Here is a 25,935-nt window from a genome sequence, read left to right as displayed (position 1 = left end):
AACTTAACGATGAAAGCCGGAGCAACCCCACATGCCCCGTGACGATATGACCAACCAGACACAAGATGCCGCGATGGACGCCACCACTGTCACGGCACGCCAGAAACACAGCGTTTCAAATGGTATTCGCACTCTGCACCCGATTTATCTGGATCGGGCGCTTAATGCCGAAGCCTGGGATATCGATGGCAATCGTTATATCGATTTCATCGGTGGGATCGGGGTGCTGAATACCGGGCACCGCAATCCGGTCGTGATGTCGCGTGTGGCGGCGCAGTGCGAGCGCTTTACCCATTCCTGCTTTAACGCGTTGCCCCATGAACCTTATGTCGCGGTGACGGATTGGCTTGCGGAAAATTGCCCGATTGAAGGTCCGGCGAAATCGATGCTGACCAATTCCGGTGCCGAGGCGATGGAAAATGCCCTCAAACTCGCCCGCGCCTTTACCGGCCGGACGGGTGTTCTGGCCTTTGAAGGGGCGTTTCATGGCCGAACCCTTGCGACCCTTGCGCTGACGGGTAAAACCAAACCCTACAAGACCGGGCTTGGGCCGCTTCCGGGGCCGGTTTACCATTTGCCATATCCCTGCCGTGAAACCGGTGTATCCGTGGCCGATGCAATGGATGCAATTGCCAGATTATTTGCCGTATCGGTCGATCCGGGCAGTATCGGTGCCGTGGTGATCGAACCCGTGCAGGGCGAAGGTGGTTTCAGGGCCTGTGACGCGGCCTTTCTTGTCGAACTGCGCCGTCTTTGCGATGCCAATGGCATGGTTCTGATTGCCGATGAAATCCAGTCAGGCTTTGGCCGGACGGGTAAGATGTTCGCCATCGAACATGCCAATGTCTGCCCCGATATTATCGTGATGGGCAAGGGTATTGGCGGTGGTTTCCCGCTGGCGGCGATCACGGGGGCGGAGGATGTGATGAATGCCCTGCTGCCCGGTGGTCTGGGCGGGACCTATTCCGGTAATCCGGTGGCGTGTGCGGCGGCAACCGGCGTGTTCGAGGTGCTGGAAACAGACGGCATTTTGAACCGTGCCAAGCAGCTTGGCGAAAAATATGCCACCCATATTGCGTGGTTACGTGATTTGCCCGGTGGGAATGTGATTGGCGCGATGCGGGGTATTGGCGCGATGCGCGCCTTCGAACTGGTTGCAGATGACGGGGCACCGTCGCCGAAACGTCTGCAAACATTATTGCAACTGGCTCGTGCAAGCGGGCTATTGTTGATGCCAAGTGGTGAACACGCCAATGTGGTGCGCCTTCTGGCCCCGCTGACCATTCCGTTCGAACAGGTCGATGAAGCCTTTGCCATCATCGGCAGGTTGCTGCCAAAGCTGGCGGCGGTATCGGATGCGGATGACCGGTCGTGATTGCCGTAAAACTCAAAAAGAAGGGAGCTTAACCGTGAGTTTCAAAAACATTCTGACCGAACTGGGCCTGTCCGAGGTCGAGATTTCCAATGGTACGCTTAAGGTTCAGACCCCGGTTGACGGTTCTGAAATTGCGGCTGTTGCCGAGACCGACCCGTCGGAAATGAACGACATCATTGCGCGTTCGAAAAAGGCATTTGCCCAGTGGCGTCAGGTGCCCGGCCCGCGCCGTGGTGAACTGGCCCGTCTTCTGGGCGAGGAACTGCGCGCGGCCAAGGAACCGCTGGGGCGTCTGGTGTCGCTTGAATGCGGCAAGATCTATCAGGAAGGTCTTGGTGAAGTTCAGGAAATGATCGATATCTGCGATTTCGCCGTCGGCCTGTCGCGCCAGCTTTACGGTCTGACCATCGCGTCCGAACGCCCGGGCCATAAAATGATGGAAAACTGGCATCCGCTGGGCGTTGTTGGCGTCATTTCCGCGTTCAACTTCCCGGTTGCCGTCTGGTCATGGAACACTGCGCTTGCACTGGTTTGCGGCAACGCGGTGATCTGGAAACCGTCGGAAAAAACCCCGCTTACCGCCCTTGCCTGCCAGAAAATCTTTGAAAAGGCATTGGCGAAATTTGGTGATGCCCCGGAAGGCCTGCATCATGTCGTGATCGGTGATCGCCGCATTGGCGAGGCCCTTACCGACAGCCATGATGTGGCACTTGTTTCGGCAACCGGTTCGACCCGCATGGGCCGCGAAGTTGCCCCGCGTGTGGCGGAACGTTTTGGCCGGACCATCCTGGAACTGGGTGGCAACAACGCCATGATCGTGACCCCGTCCGCCGACCTTGATATGACCGTGCGTGCGGTGGTCTTCTCGGCGGTTGGGACCTGTGGCCAGCGTTGCACATCCCTGCGTCGCGTGATTGTCCATAAGGACGTCAAAGACGAATTGCTGCCGAAAATCGTTGCTGCCTATAAATCGGTAAAGATTGGCGATCCGCTTGCCGATGGTACGCTTGTCGGTCCGCTGATTGACGAAGACAGCTTCAACAACATGCAAGCCGCGCTTTCCAATGCCAAAAAGGACGGCGGTACGGTTCATGGTGGTGAACGGACACTGGCCGATCAGTATCCGAATGCCTATTACGTCACCCCGGCGGTTGTTGAAATGCCGTCCCAGACCGAAACCGTGCGCAACGAGACCTTTGCGCCGATCCTCTATGTCATGACCTATGAAACGCTTGAAGAAGCCATTGCGCTTCAGAACGGTGTGCCACAGGGGCTGTCATCCTGCATCTTCTCGACCGATCTGCGTGAAACCGAACTGTTCCTGTCTGCTGTTGGTTCGGATTGCGGTATCGCCAACGTCAATATCGGCCCGTCGGGTGCGGAAATCGGTGGTGCGTTTGGCGGCGAAAAAGAAACCGGTGGCGGACGCGAGTCCGGTTCGGACGCATGGAAAGGTTACATGCGTCGTGCGACCAACACGATCAACTATTCCCGCGAACTGCCCCTCGCACAGGGGATTAAATTCGATATCTGATCACGCGTTTGATCGGTTTTGATCATGAAGCACCGTCGGGAAACCGGCGGTGTTTTTGTTTGCGTGAAAATGCGATAGAATACGTTGTATGACAATGCAAACAGGAAACCGGTTATGAGCAAGGATACAGTGGCCATTCGTGTCGATTCCGATTTGCGCCAACGGTTGGACAAGCTTGCAGATGCCTTTGGTCAGACGCGTTCAAGCATCATCAACGATGCCCTTCGGCAATATGCCGATCATCAGGAATGGCAGGTGAACCTGATTGCCGAGCGTGCCGAAAGTCTCGAAGCAGACAAAGCCGTCCTGATATCGCATGAGGATGTGCTTGCCACGTTTGATCAACGCTTTGCCGATAAAGAAGCTGGATGAAGATCGAATGGGACAGCCGGGCGGTCGAGGATTTACGCGATATTGTTGACTATATTGATGAACGCAATCCAGTCGCAGCACTAAAGACATACCAATTGATTGCCGGGTCGGTTTCCCAGCTTGCGACTCACCCGTTTATCGGACGGGTTGGCCGCGTGGCGCGAACCCGCGAGATGATTGTGAACGGTACACCGTATCTTGTGGCCTATTGCCTTGGCGACAACACGGTCACAGTCATTGCCGTCTTGCATGCTGCACGCCGCTGGCCGGATGAATTCTGAATAAAAAACGGCCCCCGAGGGAGCCGTTTTCTTTGATTCTGTCTCTGAGCTTGAGCTGATCAGCCAGCTTTGGAGAAACGTTCTGCAACATATTCCCAGTTCACCAGGTCGTTGATGAACGCTTTGACATAGTCCGGGCGCGCGTTGCGGTAATCGATGTAGTAGGAGTGTTCCCAGACATCGCAACCGAGCAGCGGGGTCTGACCGTGAACCAGCGGGTTTTCCGCGTTCGGGGTTTTGGTCACGACCAGCTTGCCGGATTTGTCGAGGGCCAGCCAGCACCAGCCCGAACCGAACTGGGTCACGCCAGCCTGAATGAAAGCTTCCTTGAAGGCATCGACAGAGCCGAAATCTTCAACGATTTTCTTTTCCAGTTCGCCCGGAATGTTGCCGCCGCCATTTTTCTTCATCATCTGCCAGAACTCGATATGGTTCCAGTGCTGGGCAGCGTTGTTGAACAGGCCGGCTTTGGATGCATCGCCATAGGATGCAACAACGATTTCTTCGAGCGACTTGCCTTCAAGGCCGGAACCTTCGAGCAGCTTGTTGCCGTTCACAACATAGGCGTTGTGGTGTTTGTCATGGTGAAACTCAAGGGTTTCAGCCGACATGACCGGTGCAAGCGCGTCATAGGCATAGGGGAGTGCAGGGAGTTCAAGAGCCATGATACAGATCCTCGACTTTCGTTATTGGTTTGTGCGGTCAGCACAGGGCTTCCGCAACATATCCCCATTACCACCTGCCGTAAAAGTGAAAATCCCATGCAACCTGTTGGAAAACTTGTTGCTATGGATGATCATTGCCTTTTGGCGGGTTCGGAAACGGGCATGATGGAAAACCTCGTGGTCTTAATCCTCGGCCTTTATCTAGGACAAAGGAAGCAGCGCGCAATGCCTTGGGCGGCTTTGCGATATTCCATACCCTTTAAACAAGCTGAGGCGCGCATCGTTCCATGGATGCGAAAATATTTTGAATTCTGCGAATGTCTGCCCGACAGGCTTCTGTTATCGGGCGTCATGTACCCCGAGCCGGATAACCGGTCAGCCCGCTATTCCTTATAAAGGCTGACCATGTTCTGAATATCGGTGCCATTGCGGATCATCACGTCATATTCCCCCTTTTGCAGGCGGGAAATATCGATACGGCACGGAAAAGAGCCGCAATCTTTGTTCAGCGCAATCGATCCGTCCTGAAAGGACAGGATGACTTCGCCTTTCGGCTGATCAGCATGGATGGTGACACTGTCGGTGGTCGCTTTCGGTGCGACGCGGATTGCAGCCAGTGCGGCTGTCGTCACTGTCAAAACTCCGACGAGGGCGATTACAACCGGCTTGCTGCGCAAAGATCTAAACATGTTGTTTCCTCGCGCTTCTTTTTGGTGAAGCAAAGATGCGCGGTGAAGACGGGAAAATGGCGGCGCAAATGCGGCATTTCCGTGCCGAATGTTTCGATTTTCCATCGGTCACAGGTAAAAAGCCCCCTGAACAAAAGGTTAGGGGGCTTTCTACAATCAGATCGTGCGCGAAATTTTTATGAAATCATTACTTTCGGCGTTCCATCGCGGCCTTGAGTGCTGCGGCCATCGCACCACCGTCATTTCCGGTATTGCCTTGATTGTTACGCGGACTGCTTTGATAATTTCCGCCGTGCTGGTTGTTTCGCCCGGTGTTGCCGCGGGCCTGATGGCCGGTATTGCTTTGATTGCCACGGGACTCGGTACGCTTTTCACGGGTGCCTTCATAGTCTGGTGCTGATTTCATCGACAGACCGATACGTTTGCGCGGGGCGTCCACTTCCATGACGGTAACCGACACGATCTGGCCTGCCTTGACGACTTCACGCGGGTCGGAAACGAATTTGTCGGCTAGTTGTGAAATATGCACCAACCCGTCCTGATGGACACCGATATCCACGAACGCCCCGAAATTGGTGACGTTGGTGACGGTACCTTCAAGCTTCATACCGGTCTTGAGGTCCTTGATCTCGTTCACGCCATCGGTAAATTTCGCGGTTTTGAATTCGGGGCGCGGATCGCGGCCGGGTTTATCAAGCTCGGCCAGAATGTCGCGGATGGTCGGAACGCCGAACACATCATCGGCATAGTCATCCGGGCGCAGGGTTTTGATGAAGGGCGAGTCGCCAATCAGCTCTGCCAGCGGTTTGTTGGAACGCGTGCTGATACGTTCCACCAGTTTATAGGCTTCCGGATGCACCGCCGATGCATCAAGCGGGTTTTCTCCGCCACGAATGCGCAGGAAACCGGCGCATTGTTCGAACGCTTTGGGGCCGAGGCGTTCTACCTTGCGCAAGTCCGCACGCGACCGGAACGCACCATTGATATCGCGATAGCCGACAATGTTGCGCGCCAGTGTTTCCGAAAGTCCGGCAACACGGGTCAGAAGCGGAATAGACGCGGTATTGAGGTCAACACCCACGCCGTTCACGCAATCCTCGACCACGGCATCGAGCGATTTGGCCAGTTTGGTTTCCGATACGTCGTGCTGATACTGCCCGACACCGATGGATTTTGGTTCGATCTTCACCAGTTCCGCCAACGGGTCCTGCAGGCGGCGCGCGATGGATACCGCGCCACGCAGCGACACATCCAGATCGGGGAATTCTTCGGCGGCAAATTGCGAGGCGGAATAGATCGATGCACCGGATTCGTTGACGATGACCTTGGTCGCCTTAAGGGCCGGGAAGCGTTTGAGTAACTGACCGGCAAGCTCATCGGTTTCACGCGAATAGGTGCCATTGCCAATCGCGATCAGTTCGATCTTGTGGCGGGCGGCAAGGGCGGCCAGTGTATTCAGCGCGCCTTCGACGTCATTGCGTGGCTGGAACGGGTAAACGGTTGCGGTATCAACCATCTTGCCGGTGGCATCGATCACGGCAACCTTGACACCGGTACGCACCCCCGGATCAAGACCCATGGTGGCCTTCTGCCCGGCCGGTGCGGCCAGCAGCAGGTCCTTGAGGTTATCGGCAAACACCTTGATCGCGTCTTCTTCGGCGCTGTCACGAAGGGTGCCGAACAAATCAAGTTCGATGGATAGCGACAGTTTGACCCGCCAGGTCCAGCGAACCGTATCCACCAGCCATTTGTCTGCGGCACGGCCACGGTCGGCAATCCCGACATGGGCGGAAATCATGATCTCGGCCCGGCCCTGCTCGGTGCGGGGGCGGTCTTCGTCGGCGGCACCCAGGGTCAGTTTAAGTTGCAGGATGTTTTCGTTGCGCCCCCTGAACAGGGCCAGAGCGCGATGTGACGGGCAGGTTTTGATTTTTTCGGAATGTTCGAAATAGTCGGAAAACTTGGCGCCTTCGGTCTGTTTGCCATCGATCACGCTTGCGCTGATTTCACCGTCATTCCACAAAAGATCGCGCAGCTTGGCGACCAGATCGGCGTCCTCGGCAAAGCGTTCCATCAGGATTTGACGGGCACCATCAAGGGCGGCCTTGGTATCTTCGACGCCTTTTTCGGCATCGACATATTTGGCGGCTTCGGTTTCCGGATCAAGGTTCGGATTGCCGTACAGATCATCCGCCAGCGGCTCCAGCCCGGCTTCGCGAGCGATCTGGGCCTTGGTGCGGCGCTTTTTCTTATAGGGCAGGTACAAATCTTCAAGGCGGGTTTTGGTGTCTGCCTCGTTGATCGCCTTTTCAAGTTCCGGCGTCAGCTTTTCCTGTTCGCGGATGCTTTCAAGCACGCTTGAACGGCGTTCTTCCAGTTCGGTCAGATAGCGCAGGCGTTCTTCCAGCGTACGAAGTTGGGTATCATCAAGGCCGCCGGTTTTTTCTTTGCGGTAGCGTGCGATGAATGGAACGGTGGAGCCCTCATTGAGCATCTCGATGGTGGCAATGACCTGTTCCGGCCGGCATGAAAGTTCTTCGGCGATACGCTGGGGAATTGGACGCATGGTTTCTCCTTGGTTTGCTCGTCTGCCTGAAATAACGGCTTTCGTGCAGGGGGGAAAGAGCCAGTTTCGGATAAATGGCTGTCTGCATATTTGGTGGATTTTGTCGTTGAAATCACAAGCTGCTGAAATCGAACGGATTTTGGAAATCCTGCCAGATATTGCTGCCCTATAACTTGCCCCGACGGTGCAGGCGGGCTATTTCTGGGATAACAGTTCCATCGGGCAGTCCCGACAACCGGAGAATAAGGATGGCCGGAAAGTTCCGCGAAACCGTCATTCACGAGGTGCCAAAAGAAAAGGCCGAACCGAAAACCTCGGAAGAAAAGAATGAAGCCATTGCCGGTGCAGACATGGCACCTGTTCTGTCACAGGATGCAATCAATGCGCTGGCCGAAGCCAAGGCCGCCAAGGAAGCTGCTGCAAAACAGCGCGAAATCGGCGGGCCCAAAGGCCCCGAGCCGACCCGTTTTGGCGATTGGGAAAACAAGGGTCGCTGCATCGATTTTTGATGTTGCAGCCATTCCCGGAAGTGACTTCAGGTGATCCATATATGAATAGGGTCGGGCATTTTTGCGCCGACCCTATTCATTTCTGAATTGCCAGATAAAGCAGTCCGCCGGGCTCAGTTGCCGCGAATGGCTTTGATGTTGTTGGCGTATTCGGATGGGCCGCCTTTGAAGGTCGCGGAACCGGCGACCAGAACGTTCGCACCGGCTTCGATCACCTTGGGCGCGATTTCCGGGTTTACGCCACCATCGACTTCAAGGTCGATATCGCGTCCGGTCGCGTCGATCATCTTGCGGATGCGTTTGATTTTTTCAAGCTGGCTTGGAATGAATTTCTGGCCGCCAAAGCCGGGGTTCACGGTCATGACCAGAACAAGGTCAACCATGTCCATGACATATTCGATCGCGCTTTCCGGCGTTGACGGGTTCAGCGACACCCCGGCTTTTTTGCCCAGCGACTTGATCAGCTGCAGCGAACGATGCAGATGCGGGCCTGCTTCGGCATGGATGGTGATGATATCGGAACCGGCATTGGCGAAGGCTTCGATATAGGGATCGACCGGTGCGATCATCAGGTGAACGTCAAACACCTTGTCGCTATGCGGGCGCAGTGCCTTGACCACATCCGGGCCGATGGTGATGTTGGGCACGTAATGGCCGTCCATGACATCGATATGGATATAATCCGCCCCGGCGGCATCAACCGCGCGGACATCAACACCCAGCTGGGCGAAATCGGCGGAAAGGATCGAAGGTGCGATTTTAATGGCGTTTGATGCGGTCATGGCGCGGCAAAGGTCCTGAAGCGGGTTGGGATATGGGAATTTCGCGGTTCTCATACCCCAAAAACGCGGTCCTGTCACCCAAGCGGGGCGAATGTCTGTCTTGATCTGTATCGTTCAAGATACCAATCAGGATTTCTTGACCAGCCGTGCGCAGAAGAAACCATCGATCCCGCCATATTCCTGCATATGTAGCGGCAGGATGCGCAATTCACCGGCATCGTTGATGGCCTCACTCCAACCGCCCAGTTCGTCGGCGGTAATCGGCTTGCGTTCGTAATTCGGGTGGTCGGCCAGGAACGATTTGACCTGATGCTCGCCCTCTTCAGGCTGAAGCGAACAGGTGCAATAGATCAGCTCGCCACCAACATTCAGAAGCTTGTCAGCCTGATTAAGCAGCTTGGTCTGGATCGGCAAAAGCGACCGCATCAGTTTGTCGTTCTGACGCAGCAAAATATCGGGATGGCGGCGAATGGTGCCGGTTGCCGAACAAGGCGCATCAAGCAAAACCGCATCGGCACGTGGCGTATCAGGGGCCAGATCGGTGGCGTCCCCGATAACAACGGCGGCACCGAGTTCAACCCGTTCAAGGTTTTCATAGACGCGTTTCAGGCGGCCCTCGGATTTATCAACGGCAATGGCCTGTGCACCGAAAGCCGCAAGCTGCATGGTTTTTCCGCCCGGTGCAGCGCAGAGATCATAAATGGTTTTGCCCTTGTGAGCCGAAAACAGTTTGGCCGGGATGGATGCCGCCGCGTCCTGCACCCACCATTTGCCGTCTTTATAGCCCGGCAGGTTGCGGATGCGACGCCCGCCTTCAAGCCGGACCGTGCCGGTTGGAAGGACAATACCGTCCATTTTTTCCGCCCATTCGGCGGCCTCGGCCGGGTCTTTGATCGAAAGGTCAAGCATGGCATAGCCAAGGCTTGCCTGTGCAATGCCCTGGGCCACGTCCGCGCCATAGGCCTTTTTCCATGATCCGCGCAGCCATGCCGGAACGTTCAATTGCCAGTCTTCGACATTTTCAGGCCATTCAAAGCCGTCGCGCTGCAAACCGCGCAAGACGGCATTGATCAGTTTGGTGTACCGATGAAGTCCTGCATCGCGCGCCAGATTAACCGTGCTGTCAACTGCACCGTGATCGGCTGTATCCATGAAAAACAGCTGGGCAACACCCAGACGCAGGATATTGGTCAGTCGTGCGGCGGTGCGATCTTGTGGCGGGTGATAGCGCGGGGCGAGCATGGCATCAATTTCACCCAGATGGCGCAATGTCGTGCCGAGCAATTGACGCAAAAAATTGCGATCCAGTGACGGCAGACCAAACCCGTGTTTTGACAGAAGCTCGTCCAGTGTGACTTCCCCCCCGCGCAGTTCCTGCAGGGTTTTGAGCGCCAGCATCCGGGGATCGGGAAGATCGGCCGGTTGGCTATGGTGTGGCGCGTGGCGGTTGCCCGGACGGGCGCGGCGTTCTGTCAAAGGAATATCTCCGGTTTCGGGTTGTGGCTTGTAAGTAAGCGCCCTTTGGGGGGCTGTAAAGCACTTAGCCGCGCGATTTCTGGCATGGCTGGCCTGCTGGATATGGTTTGTCGGCTACTTAAAAGCCTTGCGATGGGGACGAGTGCCCGGTAATCCAGACGGATGATTTGAACGGAACGGGCGATACAGATGTCTTTTGTCAGTCTAACGATTCTATAAGCTTCAACTTAAAAGCTTCTTTGTTTCAATTTGTTTGTTAGCTTCTTGACTTGTCACAGGCCGAACGCGAAAAGAAAAACCGTGTCCCTGCCAAAGGCTTGGGGCTAGTATGAACCACACCAGTATTCCGGTAAGGAACCGAATGTCGCGTTTATTCCAACGTAGCCAGATTGCCTTTGTCCATGATGTGACAATGGCAGCTGTTTCATTGCCCGCAGCACTTTATCTGCGCGTGGGCGATGGTGTGGTTTTTTATAATCCGCAGAACATTCTGTTTTCAGCATCAGTCTTTACCGTTATCGCCGCAGTCTCTTTCTGGTTTTTTGGCCTTTATCGCGGGATTTGGCGTTATGCGTCTTTGAACGATCTGACGCGAATTGCCAAGGCGGTAACGGTTGCTGTTGGTGTGTTATTTCTTGTGTTGTTCCTGACCGCGCGGCTTGACTGGTTGCCGCGATCAACACCGATTATTCAGTGGTTCCTGTTAATGGCGCTGCTGGGGGGATCCCGGCTGATTTATCGGATCACCAAGGACAAAACCTCTGCCCGTGAAATGCTGCGGCAGGGGACGCATCGTTTGCCGGTTCTGTTGATTGGTGCAGGCGACGAGGCGGAAGCCTTCATTCGCGAAACGCGTCGTTCAGCAAATACACCGTTTGATGTTGTCGGGATTGTTTCGCTGACCGATAGCCGCGTTGGGCGCAACATGCACGGTGTTGACGTTCTTGCGACCGTAGACCGTCTTGAGGAGATCCTTGGCAAGCTCGCCAATAGCAAGCGTGGGCTGCCGCGCCGGTTGGTTCTGACCGGTGACGCACTGCGTCACGAAGATATAACGAAATGGGTCGAGATTGCTGATCAAAGGGGCATTACGCTTGCGCGCCTGCCAAAGTTGAATGATCTGCGGGAAGGTCTTGCCGACCCACTGCAAATCCGCTCCGTAGCGATCGAGGATTTGCTGGGCCGTCCGCAGGCGCGCCTTGATCGAGACAAGGTTCGTCAAATGATTGCCGGGCATCGGGTGCTTGTGACCGGTGCCGGTGGATCAATCGGCTCGGAACTGGTGCGGCAGATTGCTGCCTATGGTCCGGAAAGTCTGACCTTGCTGGATGCGGGGGAATATAATCTTTATGCCATCGATATGGAGATGGCGGAAAAATATCCCGATCTTCCGCGTGAAAGTATTTTAGGCGATGTTCGTGATCGAACCCGGATCGATCAGGTTTTTGCAAAACAAAAGCCGGAGATTGTTTTTCATGCCGCAGCTTATAAACATGTGCCGCTGGTTGAACACAATCCCAATGAAGGTATTCTGACCAATACGTTGGGCACCCGCAACGTTGCCGAGGCATGCCGTGCGGCCGGGGTTGGCACCATGGTTCTGATTTCAACGGACAAGGCCGTAAATCCGGCGAATGTCATGGGGGCGTCAAAACGTTTGGCGGAATGCTATTGTCAGGCGCTTGAGACGCTGCCCGCGGATCAGCGCGGCCCGACGCGGTTTGTGACGGTTCGGTTTGGCAATGTGCTGGGCTCAACCGGATCCGTCGTGCCCCTGTTCCGCCGCCAGCTGGAGGCCGGCGGTCCGTTGACGGTGACGCACGAAGGCATCACGCGGTACTTCATGACGATTGCCGAAGCGGTGGAACTTGTTTTGCAGGCCGCCGAACTTGGCAAACATGGTGTCACCGATGGTGGCAAGATATTCGTTCTTGATATGGGGCGACCGGTCAAGATCATCGATCTGGCGCGTCAGATGATCCTGCTGTCGGGCCTGCGTCCGGGCAAGGATATCGATATCAAGGTAACTGGATTACGTCCCGGCGAGAAGCTTTACGAAGAATTGTTCCACGATGGTGAGCCACCAGAACCGACTGAAACCGACGGCGTTATGTTGGCGGCCCCGCGTGTTGTTGATTATGCGTTGATCAAGCAGGTGTTTGACGAGCTTGGTGAAAGTGCAGCAAGGCGTGATACGCACAAAACGCTGGAACTGATGGGGCGTCTTGTCCCCGAATTTCAGCCGCCCGAGATTGGGGTTAAATCCTTCTTTGCAGATAGCGATCCGGGAAAACTCGATCAGGCGGTTAGTGGTCAATAACCTGATATCTGTTTAAAGACTGCACGTCTGCGCAGTTTGGTCTGCGGCCATGCAACATTTCGGGGTCCACATTTTATCGTCTGCGTGATAAAGCTCCGCGCGAAACATGGTTCGGACTCATTGATCATGTGTCGGCCAGAATGAAAACCATCCGTTTTCATTCATCAGAAGGCCAGTCTTGCCCACGCGCAGCCATACGGAACGGTTTCTTTTGTGGGCCGATATATCATCAATGGGTCCGGTGCCTTCATCACTGACGATCTTTTGAAAGCGAACCCGATGACTGCTCGTATTGCGCGCGCGCTGATCTCTGTTTCCGACAAGACCGGTCTGGTCGAATTTGCCAAATCCCTTCATGAACAGGGTGTTGAAATCCTGTCGACTGGTGGTTCTGCCAAGGCCATCGAAGCGGCCGGTATCCCTGTGAAGGAAGTTGCCGATCATACCGGTTTTCCCGAAATCATGGACGGTCGCGTCAAGACTCTTCATCCGAAGATTCACGGCGGCCTTCTTGGCCGCCGTTCTCTTTCCAGCCATATGCAGGCGATGAAGGATAACGACATTTCGCCGATCGATCTGGTCTGTGTGAACCTTTATCCGTTCGAAGAAACCGTTGCCAAAGGTGCCGATTTCGACACCTGCATCGAAAATATCGATATTGGTGGGCCCAGCATGATCCGCTCGGCGGCGAAGAACCATGAGTCGGTGACTGTGGTTGTCGATCCTTCTGACTACGACCGCATTGTTGCCGAGATGAAAGACAATGCCGGTGCCACGACGGCAGAAACCCGTCGTGTTCTGGCGGCCAAGGCTTTTGCCCGCACGGGTGCTTATGACTCGGCCATTTCAAGCTGGTTTGCTGGCGAGCTTGGCGAAACGTTCCCGCAGCGCCTGAATGTTTCTGCCGAACTGAAACAGACCCTGCGTTACGGCGAAAACCCGCATCAGCAGGCAGCATTCTATACCAACGGTAAAAACCGTCCGGGCGTTGCCACCGCGACCCAGCTTCAGGGTAAGGAATTGTCATTCAATAACCTGAATGACACGGATGCGGCGTTCGAACTGGTGTCCGAGTTTGACGAAAAACCGGCTGTTGCCATCATCAAGCACGCCAATCCGTGTGGCGTTGCCGAGGGGGCAACTCTGATTGAAGCCTATAACAAGGCCCTGTCTTGTGATCCGGTTTCGGCCTTTGGCGGCATCATTGCCGTTAACCGTACTCTTGATAAAGCCACTGCCGAAGAAATTGCCAAACTGTTTGCCGAAGTCGTGATCTGCCCGGATGCCGATGACGCGGCGAAGGAAGTTCTGGCAGCGAAGAAGAACCTGCGTCTTCTGGTGACCGGTGGCATGGCTGATCCGGAAGGTGAAGACATGACGCTTCGGTCGTTGGCTGGTGGATATCTTCTTCAGAACCGCGATGCGGGTCGTGTAAAGCGTGACGCGCTTAAAGTCGTCACCAAGCGCAAGCCGACCGAAGCCGAACTTGATGATCTGCTGTTTGCCTTCCGTGTTGGCAAACATGTCAAATCAAACGCGATTGTTTATGTCAAAGACGGTAAAACGGTTGGTGTGGGTGCCGGCCAGATGAGCCGTGTTGACAGTTCACGGATTGCCGCATGGAAAGCCGAAGAAGCCGGTAAAAATGCGGGTGAAGGCGAATTGCGTACCAAGGGATCGGTCGTGTCGTCTGATGCGTTCTTCCCGTTTGCAGACGGATTGCTGGCTGCAGTCAATGCCGGTGCCACAGCGGTTATTCAGCCGGGCGGTTCAATGCGTGACGAAGAAGTCATTGCGGCTGCCGATGAACACGGTATTGCCATGGTGTTTACCGGTATGCGTCACTTCCGCCATTAATCTTAAGCAAACAGGCCGCAGACATTTTATGTCCGCGGCCTGTTTTTTGTGTTCAGTGGATGGATATCAGGGGTCAGACAGCCGTTGCTGGATGTTCCACTTTTGCGCTGCTGTTCACAGTTTTATCAGTCGGATCGGAGTTTTCGATCATTGCCCCATCCCGCTTTATGGCGGCGGGCTGTTTTGGCGTTGCCGGATCGGAAGCGGGCTGATCATTATGCACGCGCATCGGTGCCCGCCAGTCAATGCTGCCAAAGGAATGACAGGACGGGCAGGTAACTGCCCATTTATCTGTTTCCGTACCACATGCGCCGCACCGCCAGCCGGGGTCGGGATTGGCGTGACTTGCCTTTACCAGCAGTTCACGTGCTTTTGCGGCATCTTTCTTTTCACGGAATTCCAGATCAGCCAGAAGACGGTAGTGACGTGACTGCGCCTTTTGGGCGATGGCCTTTTCCAGGTTGCTGCGTGCCATGCCCCACAAATCGGCAGAAAGTGCGGCTTCGGCAAGCAAAAGCTGGCTTTCTACATGTTCCGGATTGGCGGCAATCAGCTTCTCGACAGCTTTGACTTTTGCCAAGGCGTCTTCGGAAAGACTGTCCAGATAGATTTGACCCAAGGCAGCGGATGGTGATGTCTGCCAGCTTTGCAGGGCAACGTCGCGCGCTTTCGCAGGCTGATCAATGTCGGCATAAAGCCTAGCCAGAAGAACAGCCGCGCCGGTAAAGTCCGGGCGCGCGTTCAAAGCTTTGCGCAAAAGTTTGATGGCTTCGGCATTTTCACCATCCGTTATTGCGTCTTCGGCTTTGGCTGTAATCAGAAGTGCACGGCGACGTGTCAGTTCATCTTCGTTAAAGATATCTGCCTTTTGGGCATCCACCAGCAGGGTCAGGGCCCGGTCCCAGCGTTTTGCACCCAGTAACAAATCAAATAACGTTACAAGCACGGACGGATTGCGCGGACGCAGGCGGTGGGCCCGTTCCGCATAATCGAGTGCCTCCGACCGGTTATCGGACTTCAGCGATAACTGCAGTAAACCGCGCAACCCGAAAAATGCTGAATCAGGCTTTTCAAGCATTGCTTCAAATTGACGTTTGGCAGCCTCGTTGTTTCCGTCAAGTTCGGCTGCTTGGGCTGTTAACAGGCGGGTCAGGGTATCATCTTCAAGATACCGGTCGACCGCACGGGTATGCTTCAATGCTTGTCGAACATCACCAGATGCAAGTTCCAGCAATCCCATGGTAAGGGCCTGCTGACCTTTTTTGCGACGGCGACTGCCCAGAATACGGCCAAGCCAATTGGGAGAATTGGCAATGGTGGACCAACAGCGCCACAGGATGACCAGAACCCCGGTCAGAACAAGAAGGCCAAGGGCGACCATGCCAATAGAGCCATCAAACCTGTAGCCGAGCCAGACGATGGTCATTGTACCGGGATTATTGGCAAACCAGACCGTGCAGGTGACCAGAATTGCAGTTATCAGAATGAACAGGCCAAGACGGATCATTGGCTGTCCCCCGTATTTGCGGACCCATCACCGGTCAGAAGATTGATCGCATGTGCACTGAGCGTTGCGATGGCACCGTTCAACACCTGACGGCTTTTGGCGTCTTCAAGCCACTCGTTGACGGCGGCCCGGGCATTGTCACCTTCGATACCATCAAGGGCGGCAATGGCACCATCAAGATCATCACTTTCAAGCGCTGTTTCTGCGGTCACCAAACGTCCATCGAGCGATTCTTCGCCGACAACATCAATACGCCGAACCGGGATCAGTTTTTTGATATTGGCCCAGGTCGCATCAAGAACACTACCGGAATGGTCGTCACTTGATGCCTGCACGGCTTTCTGTGCCATTGCCGGAAATGACTGGCGCAGCTTTTCGATGGTGGGCGCGCCACGATCCGCAAGTGGTTTCAGGGCTGATATCTGTTCTGCAATGACGGGATCGTCCGAGCCGCTGCGTTCCAGCTGATTAAGCGCGATCATAAACGATCCGCCGCGCTGCACGGCATCGCGCAGGATCGTAACGGCCATGGCAATGGCTTGGCCACGGCTTTCAACCCGAAGACCGGCAGTTGCCCGCACTTCCTCTTCCATGGTTGACAGACGTGCTGACAGATCGCGCATTTCTGCTGCAACACCAGAAAGTTCTGCTTCGACCCGTGCCAGTTCTTCAATCGGTGCGGTGCGGGTTTCAATTTCTGCCATTCGGCGTGCAACCGTGGAGTTCAGCGAATCGCCGCGTTCACTGTCAAGGCGTTCACGCAAGGCGTTGATCGTACCTTCGAGACGTGACAGGCGTTCGGTCAATGCCGTATCGACGACGACTGTTTCATCACCTTCTGATGGTGCTTTTTCATTGCGGGCAAAAGCATTGTCTGTCGGCTCAGACAGGTTGTCTTCATTGCCGATCATTGCATCGTCACGTTCCGGCGCACCAGGCGTTATGCTTGATGAAGTTCCGGGTGCATCATTGGCAGATGTGGATGGTGTGGCACTATCGGTTGTCGGCTCGCTACCAGTTCCTGACGACTGGTTATCCGCCACTTCTGCCGGTGTGATCTCCGCCAGGATTTCAGCAGGCACATACTGGCTCAGGACGGGTTCCGCGTCACGCCACCAAATGGTACGTGTCAGCCATCCGGTGACCAAAGCACCGGCAATAATGATCACAAACAACAGGATCGCGCGACCACCACGCTTTTTTTGCACGGTTTTGTCTGTCTTGTCTGTGGCTTGCTTGTCGGAAGCAGTCTTTTGGCTCATACCCGGTTTGATTTCAGGTTTTGCATCTGCCGTTTTGGAGCCGGACTTCTGGCTGTCTGACTTTGAGGTAGCGTTTGACGTGGATGAAGGTTTCGCACCTTCTGACCCACCCGACGTCGTTCCCGGCTTGTGATCAGCAGGTTCTTTGGCAATATTTGCATTGCCCTTGCTATCAATGGAAATGGTTTCGGACGAGCCGGATTTTGTCTCGGCTGGGTCTGTGGAAGCGTGGGTTTTTGGCGTTTCTGGTTTTTTCACGGTCGGACCATTGCAGTTTGCGGTTGTTCCGAGACATCACTTGGCGCGGAAAAGTCAGGCGAATGCGTTCTCTAGTGCCGAAAGAAGGTATTCCTGTGTCGGGTGTTTTGCCACTTCTGTCTTTAGCCATGTAAGGACGCTTAGGCGATCTTGCACTGCCGAACTCAGACAAATTGCACGTGTACCGACCAGATCTTTTTGCAGCTTGTGTCTTTCAATCAGCTTAACAAAGCTTTCCGCCGTACGGGGAGAGAAAAATAAAACTGCATCAATATGATGGGCAGAAATCGCGCTGACGACCTCATTTGGAAGACAATCGGACGGAACGGCATCATACATGGTTTGCCTTCGGATATCGAAGTTTCCGTCTCGCAAAAGTGATCCCAGATCTCCGGCGACCTTGCGGGCCGCAGGATGGAATAACGCCCCGTTTGTCGGATCAATCTGATCTTTGATCAGGCGTGCCAAATCGTGAATGTCACCGTTAGCACTTCGTATATCGGTGAAACCGGCCTGTTGTGCGGTGCGCGCAGTGGCATCACCTACACACAAAGCCGGATAACGCCGGTCATCACATTGCCGGGTAAAGGCACGCACACCATTGGCAGAGGTAAATATCAATGCCTGCACATCAGCAAGATCAAGCTGATCCGGGTTTTTGGGAAACTCGATCCGCAACATCGGTGCCGAAAGCAGGCGATAACCACGTTGCAGAAGCGTGGTTTCGAGTTCCTGCGAATCGGCTTCCGGTCGGGTATTGAGGATCAATGGTCCCATAGTCTCCCCGCTGATATTCCAGATCGCGCCATTAACCCGACTAGGCCGAGATAAAGTCTGACCCGCCACGTTCTTTGAGCTCGTTACCGGCATCGGTTCCGGCGGCTGCGGCATTTGCCAGGTCCGGGTCATCAATCATTCGTTCAGTATCCAGTCGTTCGCTGCCATCCGGGCGCACAATGCTGACCCGTAAACGCATTCTGCCATCCGGGAGATATTCGGCAAGAGCAGCAATAGGGGTGCGACATGAACCGTCGAGCGCACGTAACGCCGCGCGTTCAGCCGCGACGCGGATGGCCGATGCCGGGCAGTTCAAAGCAGAAAGCCAGTTGTGCGTCTGGTTGTCAGTTTCGCGAATAGTAATACCGATTGCCCCTTGGGCAACAGCGGGGAGCATGTCGTCCTCGGAAATTGCAGCAGTTGCAACTTCTGGACGGTTTAGCCGGTTCAAACCTGCCATTGCCAGAAGCGTGGCATCCACCTGACCCTCTTCAAGCTTGCGAAGGCGGGTTTGGACATTACCACGGAATGTCACAACCTTGAGATCGGGATATTTATTAAGGATCATTGCTTGGCGGCGTAACGATGCCGACCCGATCACCGATCCCGCAGGCATTTCGGCAAAGCTTTTGTATTTCAGAGAAATAAACGCATCGCGCACGTCTTCGCGCGGCAGGATCGTTGGCAAAATCATGCCATCTGGCAGCACCGTCGGCACATCTTTCATACTGTGAACAGCAAGATCAATCTCGCCACCCATCAGGGCATCATCAATTTCCTTGGTGAATAACCCCTTGCCACCGATTTCCGACAATGCGCGATCAAGAATCTTGTCGCCCGTCGTTGTAATAACGGTAATGGCAATCGCGCCTTCGGCGGCGAGTTCGGGATGCGCGTTCGCAAGCTTGTCGCGGACTTCATGCGCCTGAGCCATCGCCAGGGGAGAGCCACGTGTGCCGATGCGGAGTTTTACGGTATCAGATGTGTTTGTCATGAGCCCGAGTTGTAGTCATAAAACCGATTGAAAACAAGGGCGGTAGCGTATGCCACCTTACCCAAACCGGATCGGATTATAATGATGAATGTCCCTGTTTCATTGACTTATGTGGTAGTGTTTTTTCTCTGACGCTTTTCCTGCATAGGGCAAATGCATTGCCTTGGGGTGGAAAGCGGGTGCTGTTTAGGCTACATCACTGCCAGAATTTTCCCACACAGGATGCGTCAATCTGACGCGACTTATTGCCGGATTTGCAAGAAATGATCGTATTGGGTATCGAAACCAGTTGTGATGAAACGGCGGCAGCTGTCGTGAATGACAAGCGCGAGGTTATGTCCAACAGGGTGCTTTCGCAGCTTGACGATCATCGTCCTTATGGTGGTGTTGTTCCGGAAATTGCGGCACGCGCGCATCTTGAACATCTTGACCGTCTTGTCGCCGAAGCGATGGATGATGCGGGTGTTGATTTTGCCGATCTTGATGCCGTGGCCTGCACAGGTGGCCCCGGTCTGATTGGTGGCGTTATGGTGGGGGCCATGACCGCGAAGGCGATTGCCTTTGCAGCCCAGAAGCCGTTTCTGGCCGTCAATCATCTTGAAGGTCATGCGCTTACGGTGCGCCTTACGGATGATGTTGCATTTCCTTACCTGCTGTTGCTGGTTTCCGGCGGTCATTGCCAGGTCCTGATCGTTGAAGGTGTTGGCCAATACAAGCGGATCGGGACGACCATCGATGACGCGGTGGGTGAAGCATTCGACAAAACCGCTAAAATGATGGGGCTTGGTTATCCGGGCGGCCCTGCGCTTGAAAAAACGGCGGAGGCCGGGAACCCGGACAGGTTTGGTCTGCCCCGACCGTTACGCGGGCGTCCCGGGTGTGATTTTTCGTTTTCGGGTTTGAAGACTGCGGTCCGCATCTATCTCGACGGGTTTCCTGTCGAACAGCAAACTGCCGAAGTCAAAGCTGATCTGGCGGCTTCGTTCCAGCGGGCAGTGGGTGATACGCTCATTGATCGCACACGAAATGCAATTTTCGAATTCATGCGCGATTATCCGACGGGCAAGACTTTGGTGCTTGCCGGTGGGGTTGCGGCAAACAAATATCTGCGTACCCGTTTGACGGAACTGACCGATCAGGCCGGCATGACGCTTGTTGCGCCACCGTTGGAGCTTTGTACTGATAATGCCGCCATGATTGCCTGGGCAGGGTTGGAACGTTTTCGCCTCGGTCAGCATGACGAACTGGATTTCAAGCCGCGACCGCGCTGGCCGCTTGACCCAGAGGCACCAAAGCGTCCGGGTGCGGGCGTGAAGGCCTGAGTTTCTCCAAACGCCAAACTGTTCGAATATTTATCATCGGGGTCGAGAAGAACTATGTCGGATAAGCGCATAACGGTAGTCGGCGGCGGCGCATGGGGTACTGCGCTGGCTATTCAGGCTGTACGGGCTGGTGCTGATGTTGAGCTTGTTTTGCGTGATCGTGCGTTGGCCGAACGGATCGATACATCGGGTGAAAATGACGTCTACCTGCCCGGCATAAAGCTTCCGAAAGCATTAAGAGCGACAATTGCGATTGATGGATTGAGAGAGTCAGACGCAGTTCTTCTGGTTACACCGGCACAGCATCTTCGAAGCACTTTGATCAAGCTTGCCCCGCATTGGCCCGAAACGCTTCCTGCCGTTATTTGCGCCAAAGGGATCGAAAAAGGGACCGGTGCGCTTATGGCGCAGGTCGTGAACGAAACGCTTGGCGATGTTCCGGTTGCGGTTCTGTCTGGCCCGACATTTGCCCAGGAAGTTGCCAAAGGTCTGCCCGCGGCAATTACACTCGCCTGTTCCGACAGGAATCTCGGCAAGGATCTGGTGGATCTGATCGGTACGTCGGCATTCCGGCCCTATTTCAGTACCGATGTTATTGGTGTTGAAGTTGCAGGTGCGATCAAAAACGTTCTGGCGATTGCAAGTGGCGTGGTTGCAGGGCTTGAGCTTGGCGATAATGCGCGCGCAGCCCTGATTACCCGTGGCCTTGCCGAAATGTCGCGATTGGCGGTGGCGATGGGGGGGCGGATTGAAACCATGATGGGGCTGGCGGGACTTGGCGATCTGACGCTGACCTGCACCGGCACGTTGTCGCGCAATTACACCTTCGGGTTTTCCCTTGGGCAGGGGCAGAAGGCTGATGCCATTTTGGCCGAACGACGTTCGGTGACCGAAGGTGTTCATACAGCCGCGTCAATTGCGGCGGTTGCGGCAAAATATGGTATTGAAATGCCAATCTGCAGTGCTGTGGATCAGGTCGCCAACCATGATGCGGACCTGCGAAGCACGATCAATGCATTGTTGCAGCGTCCATTTCGCGATGAGCTTGAAACCGGAAAATAATCCGGTCACATCCACGCTATCAGCTTTTGTTCGGCTTGAGCCTTTGAGCAGGTTCTGTCAATTTACCGGTATCAAAACCAATTTTGACAGGAAACGCTGCCATGCATTTTTACATTCGCTGTGTCGACAAACCGGGGCATCTTGCTGTGCGCAAAGCCAATCGTGATGCGCATCTTGCCTATATCAAGGACGGTTTTGCCGACAGGATCGTTGCAGCAGGCCCCACACTTGATCCCGATCTTGAGGGCATGAATGGCTCGGTCTTCATTATCGAGTTTGATAATCAGGCCGAGGCCGAGGAATTTGCGGCAAATGACCCTTATGGCAAGGCAGGTCTTTTCGAATCCGTGATTATCCGTCCGTTCAAAAAGGTATTCTGATCCATGGCATACTGGCTGATCAAAACCGAGCCGGGAAGCTGGTCGTGGGACGATCAGGTCAGGAAGGGTGTCGAGGGATGGGATGGGGTTCGCAACCATCAGGCGGCAAAAAACCTCAAGACCATGCAGATCGGTGATCTGGCTTTCTTTTATCATTCGGTGAATGAAAAACGGATTGTCGGCATTGTCGAGGTGGTCCGCGAAGCCTATCCCGATCCAACTGACGCCACCGGCAAATTTGTTCAGGTTGATTTCAAAACCGTCAAACCGGTGCCAAGGCCGGTGACGCTGGCTGATATCAAAGCTGATCCGCGATTTGCCGAATTGCCGTTGCTCAGACAATCCCGTTTGTCGGTCATGCCGATAGATGATGCATCCTGGACAGCGATTTGCGAGATGGGTGGTGTTTCGGCATGACGGTTGATCTGCCGCCCTCCGGAACAGTGTTATGTGCGCTTTCTGATCTGGATGCGACCGGGGCTAAAGGCATATCGCTTGACGGAAATTCTGGTCGGGCCGGGATTTTCATCGTGCGGGACGCTGCAGGGGTTTTCGGTTACGTCAACAGTTGCCCCCATATTGGTGTGCCGCTTGAACTTGAGTCCGATGAATTCATCAGTGATATTCACAACGAAATCATCTGCTCGACGCATGGCGCACGTTTCAGGATCGAAGATGGCCTATGCGTATCGGGTCCTTGTGACGGCGATATGCTGGAACCCGTTGCCGTAAAGATTGAGAACGAGAAAGTCGTTCTGGCCTGAAATTCTGCGTCATGGTGACGGTCTTAGGCGACCGTCACCTTTTCGATAACCTCATCAAGATGTTTGGTGATGACATCAAGCTGATCCGGTTCGGACAGGCGATGATCACCGGTTTTGATCAGATCTATGCGGACATCCTTGGAAACCAGTGCTTCCGTCAGACGAATGGCGGTCTGCCAAGGGACATCCGGATCCTGCATGCCCTGGATAAGGCGAACCGGGCATTCAAGTTTGATCGGATTTCGCAAAAGTAGCTGATTTCTGCCATCCTCTATCAGAGCATGCGTAATCGTATAGGGATCGTCGCCATACTCGGTCGGCTCGATCAGGGCTCCGTTCTTGGTGATTTCAGATTTCTGGGCATCACTGAATTGCGCCCACATAAGGTCTTCGGTGAAGTCGGGGGCCGCCGCAATGCCAACAAGTCCGGCGATGCGTTCTTTCCGGGCCAGTGCCGCCAACAGCATGATCCAGCCCCCCATTGATGATCCGACCAGAATAAGCGGACCTGAGGTGATTTCGTCAATAATGGCAATGGCATCGCGGGCCCACTGTCCAATCGTCCCGTCTTTGAATGCGCCTGCCGATTGTCCGTGACCCGAATAGTCAAAGCGGGTATAAGCCAGCCCCTGCTGTACGCAATGGGCCTCGAGATGGGTGGCCTTGGTGCCGGTCATATCGGACATGAAGCCCCCCAGAAACAGAACACCAGGCTTTTGTCGGCCTTGTACTTCTGTCAGCTTGCCGGGAGTCGCATGGTATGCGATTTTTAATCCGTCAGGCCGCTCGAGATACTGAGGCGTCGGCATGTCATTTGTCATCCGGGAAGGGTATCCTTGGGTGTTAGTGGTTGGAATTGCATGAGCGCGTCAGAGATCAAGACCCAGTCAGTTTATCGTCCGGAACAGCAGGTGCAAGGTTCGGCTTATCGTCCGGCCGTAATTCTGCAAGTTCTGCCGGAACTTGATACCGGTGGTGTGGAGCGCGGTACGGTTGATATTGCGCGTGCCATTGTTGATGGTGGTGGTGTTGCGCTGGTCGCTTCACAGGGCGGTCGGCTTGAGCGGGAGCTAGACCGGTTTGGTGCCCGTCATATTACCCTGCCACTGAAGTCAAAAAATCTGTTTACCATGCACCGCAATGTTGATGCGCTGGTTGATCTTATCCGTGCAGAGGGCGTTGATATTATTCATGCGCGTTCGCGCGCGCCGGCCTGGAGTGCCTATTTTGCTGCGCGCAAGGCGGGGATTCCCTTTGTTACGACATTCCATGGCACTTATTCCGGTCATAACAACCTGTTCAAAAAGCGTTATAACGCGATCATGACAATGGGTGATCAGGTCATCGCCATTTCCAATCATATCGCGGACCATATTCGCAAATTTTATAAAATGGACCCGGCGCGCCTGAATATCGTGCCGCGCGGGACCAATACCGATTTGTTCAATCCGGAAAATGTCAGTCAGGAACGCCTGATTGCATTGTCAAACCAGTGGCGTTTGACCGGTGAAGAATATGTCATCATGTTGCCGGGGCGGATCACGCGCTGGAAAGGGCATTGTTTCCTGATCAAGGCTTTACCGGCAGTGTTTGAAGCTCTTGGCCATCGGAACGTGCGTTGTCTGATGGTCGGTTCCGATCAGGGGCGCACGGCTTATCGCGATGAAGTGCTGGCTTTGACCAGGAAGCTTGGCCTCGAAGATATTGTGCATATCGTTGATCATTGTGCCGATATGCCAGCGGCCTACATGCTGGCGGATGTGGTTGCGTGTCCGTCAATCGAGCCCGAAGCCTTCGGCCGAATTCCATCCGAAGCGCAGGCAATGGGGCGTCCGGTTGTTTCGACGGCCCATGGCGGTGCCATGGAGACGGTCTTGCCCGGTGAAACCGGATGGCTTGTTACGCCGAATGAAGTTGAGCAATTGTCTGTGGCATTGACACAAGTGTTGCGGTTGACCCCGGAAAAGCGTGCCGCTTTGGCGCAAAAGGGGCGAAAGCACGTTATCGAAAACTATTCCCTGACCCAGATGGCGGAAAAAACGCTGGCGGTTTATGAAAAGGCGCTGAAAGGCGCGATCAGGAACGCTGCATGACAGAAACGATGACTTCGGACATGTCGCAAGATGCTGAAATTGTCGCGGGTGTGATGCCGGATGCCAGGCAGGAACGCATTCTTGTCATCAAGCTGTCTGCCTTGGGGGACATTATTCTTGCCATGGGGGCGTTTGCCGCGATTCGATCCGCGCATCCGCGCGCTCATATCACGGTTCTGACAACACGGCTTTATGTCGACCTGATAAAATCAACGGGTTATTTTGACGCCATTGCAATAGACCGGCGGCCAAAGCTTTATCAGGTGCGCGAGGTTCTTGCGCTGCGCCGCTTCCTGCGAAATGGCAACTTTGATCGGATCTATGATCTGCAAACATCGGATCGCAGCGGGTTTTACTATCGGCTGTTTTGGCCGGGGAAAGCACCGGAGTGGTCCGGAATTGCAAAGGGCTGCTCGCATCCACACGATAACCCGGATCGTGACAGTCTGCATACCATTGACCGTTTGGCGGATCAGCTGCATCGCTCCGGGATCGAAAATGTGCCACCGCCTTTTATTGCCGGATCGGATATTGATCTGGAACGTTTTGGGGTTCGAAGTCCTTTTGTTCTTATTTGTCCTGGCGGTGCCCCGCACCGTCCTGACAAGCGGTGGCCTGCCGAGCGGTTCGGTTTGCTGGCAAAAAAGATTGCCGACTATCGTCTGACGCCGGTGCTGATCGGAACTGATAAGGAAGCCGAGGTTCTTGGCAAAATCGATAGTATGTGCCCCAAGGCGCGAAACCTGATGGGACGTACAGGGTTTCTTGATATTGCGGGACTTGCCGCACGCTCTGTTTTGGCGATTGGCAATGATACGGGGCCAATGCACATTGCAGCAGCGGCCGGGGCGCCGTCTATTGTGCTGTTTTCGCGGGACTCCGACCCCAAAAAAAGTGCGCCGCGCGGGACAACGGACAACGCCGTCAGCATCGTGCGAGAGAATGACCTGAGGGAATTGACGGTTAACCGGGTGATGGATGAGGTTCGTCATCGCCTTGATCTTGTCGATTAATATCGCCGTTTCTGCCATGTCGGTCGTGCGTCATTGAATGCGAAGGACTTCAAGGCTTTGAATACCGTTGCCCAAGG

The 25,935-nt window shown here is 54.7% G+C and carries 26 protein-coding genes; 16 read left to right on the top strand and 10 right to left on the bottom strand.

Annotation, left to right across the window (positions count from 1 at the left end):
- Positions 1-31 precede the first annotated feature (31 nt).
- The 4 genes from P8T57_RS08030 to P8T57_RS08015 all read left to right on the top strand — a co-directional run bounded on the left by P8T57_RS08030 (position 32) and on the right by P8T57_RS08015 (position 3,562).
- A complete protein-coding gene (locus P8T57_RS08030; protein WP_341365112.1) occupies positions 32-1,375 on the top strand; it encodes an aspartate aminotransferase family protein in 1,344 nt (447 codons plus the stop codon).
- 34 nt (positions 1,376-1,409) lie between these two features.
- On the top strand, positions 1,410-2,909 hold the full coding sequence (locus P8T57_RS08025; protein ID WP_341365111.1) for an aldehyde dehydrogenase family protein: 1,500 nt from the start codon (positions 1,410-1,412) through the stop codon (positions 2,907-2,909).
- Positions 2,910-3,023: 114 nt separating this feature from the next.
- Entirely contained in the window at positions 3,024-3,281 is a 258-nt protein-coding gene (locus P8T57_RS08020) for a ribbon-helix-helix protein, CopG family (RefSeq protein WP_156962644.1), read from the top strand.
- The gene (locus P8T57_RS08015) at positions 3,278-3,562 is read left to right on the top strand and encodes a type II toxin-antitoxin system RelE/ParE family toxin (protein ID WP_007088673.1); all 285 of its coding nucleotides are present in this window, start codon (positions 3,278-3,280) and stop codon (positions 3,560-3,562) included. Before P8T57_RS08020 ends, P8T57_RS08015 begins: the two co-directional genes overlap by 4 nt.
- Positions 3,563-3,621: 59 nt before the next feature.
- On the opposite strand, the gene P8T57_RS08010 is transcribed toward P8T57_RS08015, so the two are convergent.
- A complete protein-coding gene (locus tag P8T57_RS08010) occupies positions 3,622-4,230 on the bottom strand; it encodes a superoxide dismutase (protein ID WP_331710470.1) in 609 nt (202 codons plus the stop codon).
- A gap of 93 nt (positions 4,231-4,323) precedes the next feature.
- On the opposite strand from P8T57_RS08010, the gene P8T57_RS08005 reads away from it, so the two are divergent.
- On the top strand, positions 4,324-4,623 hold the full coding sequence (locus P8T57_RS08005) for a hypothetical protein (RefSeq protein ID WP_341365110.1): 300 nt from the start codon (positions 4,324-4,326) through the stop codon (positions 4,621-4,623).
- Here the strand turns inward: P8T57_RS08005 and P8T57_RS08000 are convergent.
- Complete coding sequence (locus P8T57_RS08000; protein WP_051682147.1) at positions 4,611-4,916, bottom strand: hypothetical protein; 306 nt, start codon at positions 4,914-4,916, stop codon at positions 4,611-4,613. The two genes, P8T57_RS08005 and P8T57_RS08000, sit on opposite strands and share 13 nt — an antisense overlap.
- Positions 4,917-5,103: 187 nt before the next feature.
- On the bottom strand, positions 5,104-7,482 hold the full coding sequence (locus tag P8T57_RS07995) for a Tex family protein (protein ID WP_341365109.1): 2,379 nt from the start codon (positions 7,480-7,482) through the stop codon (positions 5,104-5,106).
- Here P8T57_RS07995 and P8T57_RS07990 point away from each other — a divergent pair.
- A complete protein-coding gene (locus tag P8T57_RS07990) occupies positions 7,481-7,654 on the top strand; it encodes a hypothetical protein (protein WP_341365108.1) in 174 nt (57 codons plus the stop codon). The genes P8T57_RS07995 and P8T57_RS07990 overlap by 2 nt on opposite strands.
- Positions 7,655-7,730: 76 nt before the next feature.
- A complete protein-coding gene (locus P8T57_RS07985) occupies positions 7,731-7,991 on the top strand; it encodes a succinate dehydrogenase assembly factor 4 (protein WP_007088679.1) in 261 nt (86 codons plus the stop codon).
- 113 nt (positions 7,992-8,104) lie between these two features.
- Here the strand turns inward: P8T57_RS07985 and rpe are convergent, their stop codons facing one another.
- Together rpe and P8T57_RS07975 are read right to left on the bottom strand one after the other, a co-directional pair.
- Positions 8,105-8,773, bottom strand: coding sequence for a ribulose-phosphate 3-epimerase (gene rpe / locus P8T57_RS07980; protein ID WP_037988427.1), 669 nt, complete (start codon positions 8,771-8,773; stop codon positions 8,105-8,107).
- 126 nt (positions 8,774-8,899) lie between these two features.
- Positions 8,900-10,249, bottom strand: a complete 1,350-nt coding sequence (locus P8T57_RS07975; RefSeq protein WP_341365107.1) for an RsmB/NOP family class I SAM-dependent RNA methyltransferase — start codon at positions 10,247-10,249, stop codon at positions 8,900-8,902.
- Positions 10,250-10,610: 361 nt separating this feature from the next.
- On the opposite strand from P8T57_RS07975, the gene P8T57_RS07970 reads away from it, so the two are divergent.
- Together P8T57_RS07970 and purH are read left to right on the top strand one after the other, a co-directional pair.
- Positions 10,611-12,569, top strand: a complete 1,959-nt coding sequence (locus tag P8T57_RS07970; RefSeq protein ID WP_341365106.1) for a nucleoside-diphosphate sugar epimerase/dehydratase — start codon at positions 10,611-10,613, stop codon at positions 12,567-12,569.
- 279 nt (positions 12,570-12,848) lie between these two features.
- Positions 12,849-14,426 (top strand): bifunctional phosphoribosylaminoimidazolecarboxamide formyltransferase/IMP cyclohydrolase, encoded by a 1,578-nt coding sequence (gene purH / locus P8T57_RS07965; protein ID WP_341365105.1) that lies wholly within the window; start codon positions 12,849-12,851, stop codon positions 14,424-14,426.
- 73 nt (positions 14,427-14,499) lie between these two features.
- Here purH and P8T57_RS07960 read toward each other — a convergent pair whose 3' ends face one another.
- The 4 genes from P8T57_RS07960 to hemC form a co-directional block, all read right to left on the bottom strand.
- The gene (locus P8T57_RS07960; protein WP_341365104.1) at positions 14,500-15,933 is read right to left on the bottom strand and encodes a heme biosynthesis HemY N-terminal domain-containing protein; all 1,434 of its coding nucleotides are present in this window, start codon (positions 15,931-15,933) and stop codon (positions 14,500-14,502) included.
- Positions 15,930-17,141 carry a mitofilin family membrane protein gene (locus tag P8T57_RS07955; protein ID WP_341365103.1) on the bottom strand — a complete coding sequence of 404 codons (1,212 nt, stop codon included), beginning with the start codon at positions 17,139-17,141 and terminating at the stop codon, positions 15,930-15,932. Before P8T57_RS07955 ends, P8T57_RS07960 begins: the two co-directional genes overlap by 4 nt.
- A 366-nt stretch (positions 17,142-17,507) precedes the next feature.
- The gene (locus tag P8T57_RS07950; protein WP_341365102.1) at positions 17,508-18,299 is read right to left on the bottom strand and encodes a uroporphyrinogen-III synthase; all 792 of its coding nucleotides are present in this window, start codon (positions 18,297-18,299) and stop codon (positions 17,508-17,510) included.
- The gene (gene hemC, locus P8T57_RS07945; protein WP_341365101.1) at positions 18,271-19,224 is read right to left on the bottom strand and encodes a hydroxymethylbilane synthase; all 954 of its coding nucleotides are present in this window, start codon (positions 19,222-19,224) and stop codon (positions 18,271-18,273) included. The genes P8T57_RS07950 and hemC overlap by 29 nt, the downstream gene beginning before the upstream one ends.
- Before the next feature lie 263 nt (positions 19,225-19,487).
- Here hemC and tsaD point away from each other — a divergent pair, with 263 nt between their 5' ends.
- From tsaD to P8T57_RS07920, 5 genes are all read left to right on the top strand, one after another.
- Positions 19,488-20,546 carry a tRNA (adenosine(37)-N6)-threonylcarbamoyltransferase complex transferase subunit TsaD gene (tsaD, locus tag P8T57_RS07940; protein WP_007088689.1) on the top strand — a complete coding sequence of 353 codons (1,059 nt, stop codon included), beginning with the start codon at positions 19,488-19,490 and terminating at the stop codon, positions 20,544-20,546.
- A gap of 54 nt (positions 20,547-20,600) precedes the next feature.
- The gene (locus P8T57_RS07935; RefSeq protein ID WP_341365100.1) at positions 20,601-21,608 is read left to right on the top strand and encodes an NAD(P)H-dependent glycerol-3-phosphate dehydrogenase; all 1,008 of its coding nucleotides are present in this window, start codon (positions 20,601-20,603) and stop codon (positions 21,606-21,608) included.
- Between the two features lie 101 nt (positions 21,609-21,709).
- Positions 21,710-21,988 (top strand): YciI family protein, encoded by a 279-nt coding sequence (locus tag P8T57_RS07930; protein ID WP_037988376.1) that lies wholly within the window; start codon positions 21,710-21,712, stop codon positions 21,986-21,988.
- A gap of 3 nt (positions 21,989-21,991) precedes the next feature.
- Positions 21,992-22,405 (top strand): EVE domain-containing protein, encoded by a 414-nt coding sequence (locus P8T57_RS07925; RefSeq protein WP_114094717.1) that lies wholly within the window; start codon positions 21,992-21,994, stop codon positions 22,403-22,405.
- Positions 22,402-22,752 carry a Rieske (2Fe-2S) protein gene (locus tag P8T57_RS07920; RefSeq protein ID WP_341365099.1) on the top strand — a complete coding sequence of 117 codons (351 nt, stop codon included), beginning with the start codon at positions 22,402-22,404 and terminating at the stop codon, positions 22,750-22,752. Before P8T57_RS07925 ends, P8T57_RS07920 begins: the two co-directional genes overlap by 4 nt.
- Before the next feature lie 23 nt (positions 22,753-22,775).
- On the opposite strand, the gene P8T57_RS07915 is transcribed toward P8T57_RS07920, so the two are convergent.
- Entirely contained in the window at positions 22,776-23,438 is a 663-nt protein-coding gene (locus P8T57_RS07915) for an alpha/beta hydrolase (protein WP_341365098.1), read from the bottom strand.
- Between the two features lie 174 nt (positions 23,439-23,612).
- Between P8T57_RS07915 and P8T57_RS07910 the strand changes: the two genes are divergently transcribed.
- Together P8T57_RS07910 and P8T57_RS07905 are read left to right on the top strand one after the other, a co-directional pair.
- Positions 23,613-24,845, top strand: a complete 1,233-nt coding sequence (locus P8T57_RS07910; protein ID WP_341365097.1) for a glycosyltransferase family 4 protein — start codon at positions 23,613-23,615, stop codon at positions 24,843-24,845.
- Positions 24,842-25,858 (top strand): glycosyltransferase family 9 protein, encoded by a 1,017-nt coding sequence (locus P8T57_RS07905; RefSeq protein ID WP_341365096.1) that lies wholly within the window; start codon positions 24,842-24,844, stop codon positions 25,856-25,858. Before P8T57_RS07910 ends, P8T57_RS07905 begins: the two co-directional genes overlap by 4 nt.
- Positions 25,859-25,935: the final 77 nt, after the last annotated feature.

It is taken from the genome of Thalassospira sp. SN3W (assembly GCF_038070535.1).
In the GTDB taxonomy this organism is placed as follows: domain Bacteria; phylum Pseudomonadota; class Alphaproteobacteria; order Rhodospirillales; family Thalassospiraceae; genus Thalassospira; species Thalassospira xiamenensis.
This window is presented reverse-complemented; position numbering and strand designations above follow the sequence as displayed.